The organism is Ensifer sp. SSB1 (assembly GCF_016652895.1).
GTDB lineage: Bacteria > Pseudomonadota > Alphaproteobacteria > Rhizobiales > Rhizobiaceae > Ensifer.
This window is the reverse complement of sequence record NZ_JAEPRP010000208.1, coordinates 1-5,286: the sequence shown is the minus strand read 5'-3', so window position 1 is coordinate 5,286 and position 5,286 is coordinate 1. Positions and strand designations below refer to the sequence as shown.

The window sequence follows — 5,286 nt, the reverse complement described above, 5'->3', positions numbered from 1 at the left end:
AACCGAAGGAAATCGAGCGCGCGATGGAGATGTCGCTGCGCTGGGCTGAGCGCTGCAAGGTCGCCTTCGGCGATCAGCCGGGCAAGGCGATGTTCGGCATCGTCCAGGGCGGCGACATTCCGAAGCTGCGCGAACGTTCGGCCGAAGCGCTGAAAGGCCTGGACCTCAAGGGCTATGCCGTTGGCGGTCTCGCCGTCGGCGAACCGCAGGAGGTGATGCTGCGCATGCTCGACATTACCTGCCCGATCATGCCGGTGGACAAGCCGCGCTATCTCATGGGCGTCGGCACGCCTGACGATATCCTGCGGTCCGTGGCCGAGGGCATCGACATGTTCGACTGCGTGATGCCGACCCGCTCGGGCCGCCACGGCCTTGCCTTCACGCGCCACGGCCGCATCAACCTGCGCAATGCGCGCCACGCCGAGGACATGCGCCCGCTCGATGAGCAGTCCTCGTGCCCGGCGACGCGCGACTATTCGCGTGCCTACCTGCATCACCTGATCCGCTCGAACGAATCGCTCGGCGGCATGCTCTTGAGCTGGAACAACCTGGCCTACTACCAGGAGCTGATGGCAGGCATCCGCCTGGCAATCGACGAAGGTCGCTTCGCCGACTTCATGGCCGAGACGCAGGAAACCTGGCGGCGAGGGGACCTTCCGCCGGTCTGAGACGCGGTAGTGCTCAGATCTCCGGCCCCGGCGCCGACTGAAGCATCATCACGGCATTGATCTTGTAGCTGCCGTCCGGCTGCTTCACGAGCTGATAGAGCGCGGTCCAGTCCTTGCCATCAGGGGCTGAGATCAGCACTTCCTGGATCACCTGGTCACCCACGACTTTCGACCGGCCGAAAGCGAAATTGCCGGGCCGATAAACCGGCCGGTAGCCGCGCTTGACCATGTCGAAAAAGGCGGTCTTGTCGGGGAACTTTCCCCGGATCTCAGGTGAGGCGAAAGAATAGGCGGTCTCTGCATCGTCATGCAGAAAGGCCGCAATCTGCTCCTCAATGATGGCGCGTGCCGTATCGACAGGTTCTTCCGCGCGCGAAGCGCTCGTGCCCGCCAGTTGAGCCGCCAGACCGAGGGCAATAGCAAGGGTCCTGAACATCGGCGATCTCCGCAGTCAGAGCTGAAGAGCATAGGACGGTCACGCGTGTTGGAAATGGGAGAGTCGGCGCATATACGAGACTTAGCCCTGAGAGCTGCCCGAATAGTTCAATAAACGAAATGCCTTAAACGCAAGAATGAATATCCAGATTTAAATATCATAAGTTAGTGATTTCGGAAAAATCCGCCCGGGCAGGGCACATGGACCGTATACCAACCCGCTAGAATGGGCAGCGGGTTGGAGGACTGACCGGCCTTGGGGGCGCAGGACTTACCTGAACGTTTCTTCAAACCAGTCGCGCCATTTGGGCTCACTCGTCGCCGCACGCGCCTTGGCATCATCGCCATAGAGATAGAGCGCCATGCTGGCGTTGGCTCCGTCGCCGCTCGAATAGGTTCCGATCAGCGCGATGCCCGAGCCCGGCTCCTTCAGGCGCAACAGCAGATAGCGTTGCTTGGCGTCCTGCTGCACGCGCTCGACGATACCGGAAAGGCGCTCGGGATGAGGCGGGGCCGTGCGCTCCTCACCGATATTCGCCGCGGCAAGCCCCAGCGTTTCGGTTAGGCCACTCCAGACCTTCGCTTCAGGCTCCGGCGTCGACGCCATGACGAAGAAGCTCGCGGCTTTCTCGCCGGCAAAATGCGCAAGATAAATCCGCAGCACCTCGAAGAAGGCCGGCCAGCCGCCTTCGAAGCCTTCCAGTTGATCATCCCAGTCGTCGCTGTCCGTGAAGAGCGAATGCACCATGCGCAGCAGGCAGCGATCGCCGGAGCGGGCCGTGACGGTGATTTCGGTCGCAACGGGCGGCGCGCCTTCGCTCCAGTCGCGCTCGACATAGGCAAAGCGGGCAGGCGGCTCCCAGTGCGTTACCTCGCCGGTCGAGGCTCCATTCGGACCGAAGTCGAAGGATATCTTGCCTCCGACCTGTTCGTCGATCTCCGTTTTGGTGAACCAGGCGCTGTTGCCGCCCGTCGCCATAGCCTGCCAGACCTGCTCGGGCGAACCGGGCACAACCAGTTCCATTTCGACCCAGCGCTTTCCGCTGCCATCCTTCTTGATCGGCATGAGATATCCTTTCAGGAGTTGGTTTCGTCGAGCCGCGCAACCTCGGATCGCGTCGTCCCAGGCCGCAACGAGCCTATTTTGAGCGGCTTACACGGCGCGCCGTTCTGGACGATGTACGCACTGGCTGCTAGTCTCAATGCTCGGTTTAGTCTTCTGGCGACCAAGTACAATGGAACACGATCGTGCGTGCTCTTACGTAGGGCTCTCCATTGGCGGGAACATTGATTGCCTCCTTTGTGGCAGGCGTCTTGCTACCGCCGCGCTGGTTTGACCGTGCCAAACGAGTCACCGAAAAATGGCGGGCAAACTGACGCCAAGGTGCGTCCGCTCTTCGGCTTTCGCTTTTCACAGGCGGGAGCAGTGGTACAAGAGCACTACCTTCCCGATCCCGCAGAAACTCCCGCTTCTGAGCAGGACGACACTTTCCTCTGGGTCCATCTCGACCTTTCCGACCCGTCGATGGTCGATTGGTTGCTGCGGCTCGCGATCCCCTCAGACGTTCGGGAGGCTGTTTCCCGCCCGATTCCGCGTGGCCGGGTTTTCACGCTCGACACGCTGATATACGGTCAGTTGCGTGACTTGCGCGTTCCGACGGCAGATGAGGGCAGTGGGCGGCAGTCCGCAGCGCTGAGCCTGCTGATCATCCCAGGGCTCGTAGTCACTGGTGGTGTGGAGCCATTGACGACAGTGGAGCGCCTGCGGGAGCGTATAGTCGCCGGCGCGGCAAAAGTTGGCTCTCCAATCTCCCTGCTCACGGAGTTCTTTATTTCGCTCAACTTGCTTGGCGAGCAGGCTCTGGACGAGGCCTCCGAGAATGTCGGTCAGCTGGGGTCCAGGATGCTGAGAAGCCAACGCAGCTTCGAGCAGCGCCATGACCTGCCGCGCATGCGCCAACAGCTCCTGCAAACGCGCGTGCACGCGATGAATATAGCACGAGACATGGCATACAAACGAACCGCTATGCTGGAGCTTTTGCGCGAATGCCCCCCCATTTCGGAGCCTGGGGACTATCGCGAACTTCGACGTGAAATCGACCGGTACAATGCCCTGATCGAAGACATTCGCGACTTTGCCGATCGATGCCAGTCCATTCTCGATGAACAGCGCGCCCAAGTCGAGGAAGCAGCAAGCCGCAATCTCTACATCCTGACGATCTTTTCCGCCGTCTTCATGCCAGCGACGCTAATCGCCGGAATGTGGGGGATGAACGTAAGCTGGTTGCCCTTCGGCGTAGGTGCATACGGTTTTTGGGAAATTTCGGCACTGGTAGCACTATCGGTTGGTGTCGTCCTGCTCTGGGTTCGATTGATGCGGATCTTATAATGGATCTCGGTACGCCTGGAAGGTGAAGAGGGTGCAGCGCTGCAATTGTGCGGGTGCCACACCAACTTCCCCAAAACGCTGCCGCCGCTCTTTGCGGATGTCGTCAGCAACCGCCGGGAAGTATCCGCTACAGTTGAGCAGCTCGCGATCGTGGAAGGATCTCACGGTAGATCGTCGCTCGATGACGCCCGAGTTCGCGCGCCATTTCTTTGATCGGTAGTTTGCGTTCGACAAAATGGAAGAGCCGGCGTCGATCGGCCAGATTCAGCTGCGAATAGCGTCGGGACATTCCAAAATCTCCAAGGGGAAGCCATTGAAATCATTGGCATGTCGCATATGTGGACGGCCTCCGCCTCGCAAGGGATAGGCGCTATGTGATCTGATCGCTTGCGATCATATGTCCGGCCTGTTCATGCGGCTGCATATGACCGCTGGCCAAGATGGTTTCCGCAACGAGAGTTCCTAACACTTGGGCGGCTTTTGGCAGCCTATGCGACATTCGGAGTGTCTCCCGTCTTGGATCGATCGATCACACCATCTACCTGTCCGTCTGCAAGCTCTGTGCGCGGCGAGGGGCTGAGTTTACCCCGCCTGCGCTGATAGTCGAGGCGGTGCCGAAGACCCAGCATAGGCTTCACCGCTAACGAGCAATTTCCAGGCAATGCGGGCCATTTTGTTGGCCCATGCGACAGCCGCCAGCATTGGAGGTTTGCGTTTGACCAACGCCGTAAGCCATGGCGAGGGCTGGCCTCGTCCAAGACGCGCGTATCGGATCACATTAGTAGCCCCGGCCACCAGTACGCTCCGCAAGGCTTCGTCGCCCGCGTGCGAGATCCCTCCATGACGCCTTTTGCCACCGCTTGAATGATCTCGAGGCGTTAAACCGATCCACGCCGCAAAATCACGACCGGATCGGAAGTATTCAGGATCAGGGGCTTTCATCACCAGCAGCGCTGCGCCGATGGGCCCGATGCCCGGAACCTTGGTTAGTCGGCGGACTTTCTCGTTCTCGTGGCGCCAATCGTCGAGTTTGTCCTCAACCTCAGCAATCCGCATTTGCAGATCCCGATATTCCTGCGCGTGTAAGTTAAAAAGCTCGTGCGCTAGCGCGGGTAGGGAGCTATCTGCCGCAATGCGCTCGAACAAATGTTCGAGCCTGGATATGCCTCTTCCCACCGTCAGGCCGAATTCGGCTGCGTATCCTCGGATCGCATTGCTGAGCTGCGTGCGAGCGCGCAAAAGGCGCTCACGCATCCCCAGCAACATCAGCACTGCCTGGTTGTCCCTTGTCTTCACCGGAACGAACCGCATCGTTGGTCGACTCATCGCCTCACAAACGGCTGCGGCGTCCGCGCTGTCGTTTTTGTTCCGTTTGACGTAGGGCTTCACGTATTGGGGCGGAAGCAGTCTGACCTCATGGCCAAGGGATTTCAGCATCCGCGCCCAATGATGTGAAGCGCCGCAAGCTTCTATGCCGATGACAGTAGACGGAAGCCGTTGGAAGAAGTTCATCAACTGTGAGCGACGAACCTGGCGTCGCAAGACGACATTTTCCTCAGCGTCAACGCCATGCAACTGGAAAAGATGTTTCGACGTATCCATGCCAATTCGAGCGACGTGTTCCATGGGACGGTTCCTTTGCCAAAAAACTCGCTGATCGGACATTCGCAGATTGCGACGTCAGATCGGAGGCCGTCCACACCAACACTTGGAAATAGAATGTACCCGGCTACCCATAGTGTCAAAGCTGAATAGGGCTGCGACGTCGCCAGCCATTTAGAAATGCGACACTGC

The 5,286-nt window shown here is 59.4% G+C and carries 4 protein-coding genes and 2 pseudogenes; 2 read left to right on the top strand and 4 right to left on the bottom strand.

Annotation, left to right across the window (positions count from 1 at the left end):
* A pseudogene (locus I8N66_RS32645) lies at nt 1–668 on the top strand (tRNA guanosine(34) transglycosylase Tgt); the annotation flags it as partial.
* Nucleotides 669–681: 13 nt separating this feature from the next.
* Here I8N66_RS32645 and I8N66_RS32640 read toward each other — a convergent pair.
* Complete coding sequence (locus I8N66_RS32640) at nt 682–1,104, bottom strand: DUF4864 domain-containing protein (protein WP_113538812.1); 423 nt, start codon at nt 1,102–1,104, stop codon at nt 682–684.
* Nucleotides 1,105–1,374: 270 nt separating this feature from the next.
* Complete coding sequence (locus I8N66_RS32635) at nt 1,375–2,169, bottom strand: SRPBCC domain-containing protein (protein ID WP_291163232.1); 795 nt, start codon at nt 2,167–2,169, stop codon at nt 1,375–1,377.
* Between the two features lie 273 nt (nt 2,170–2,442).
* Here I8N66_RS32635 and I8N66_RS32630 point away from each other — a divergent pair, with 273 nt between their 5' ends.
* Nucleotides 2,443–3,492 carry a CorA family divalent cation transporter gene (locus tag I8N66_RS32630; RefSeq protein WP_291163229.1) on the top strand — a complete coding sequence of 350 codons (1,050 nt, stop codon included), beginning with the start codon at nt 2,443–2,445 and terminating at the stop codon, nt 3,490–3,492.
* Between the two features lie 63 nt (nt 3,493–3,555).
* Here the strand turns inward: I8N66_RS32630 and I8N66_RS32625 are convergent.
* Nucleotides 3,556–3,781, bottom strand: a pseudogene (locus I8N66_RS32625) (helix-turn-helix domain-containing protein); the annotation flags it as partial.
* Nucleotides 3,782–4,074: 293 nt separating this feature from the next.
* On the bottom strand, nt 4,075–5,118 hold the full coding sequence (locus I8N66_RS32620; RefSeq protein WP_291163226.1) for an IS110 family transposase: 1,044 nt from the start codon (nt 5,116–5,118) through the stop codon (nt 4,075–4,077).
* Nucleotides 5,119–5,286: the final 168 nt, after the last annotated feature.

Excerpts from the sequence above, each read along its gene's own strand:
- I8N66_RS32620 (WP_291163226.1), bottom strand. The coding sequence starts at position 5,118 with ATGGAACACGTCGCTCGAATTGGCATGGATACGTCGAAACATCTTTTC.
- I8N66_RS32640 (WP_113538812.1), bottom strand. The coding sequence starts at position 1,104 with ATGTTCAGGACCCTTGCTATTGCCCTCGGTCTGGCGGCTCAACTGGCG.
- I8N66_RS32635 (WP_291163232.1), bottom strand. The coding sequence starts at position 2,169 with ATGCCGATCAAGAAGGATGGCAGCGGAAAGCGCTGGGTCGAAATGGAA.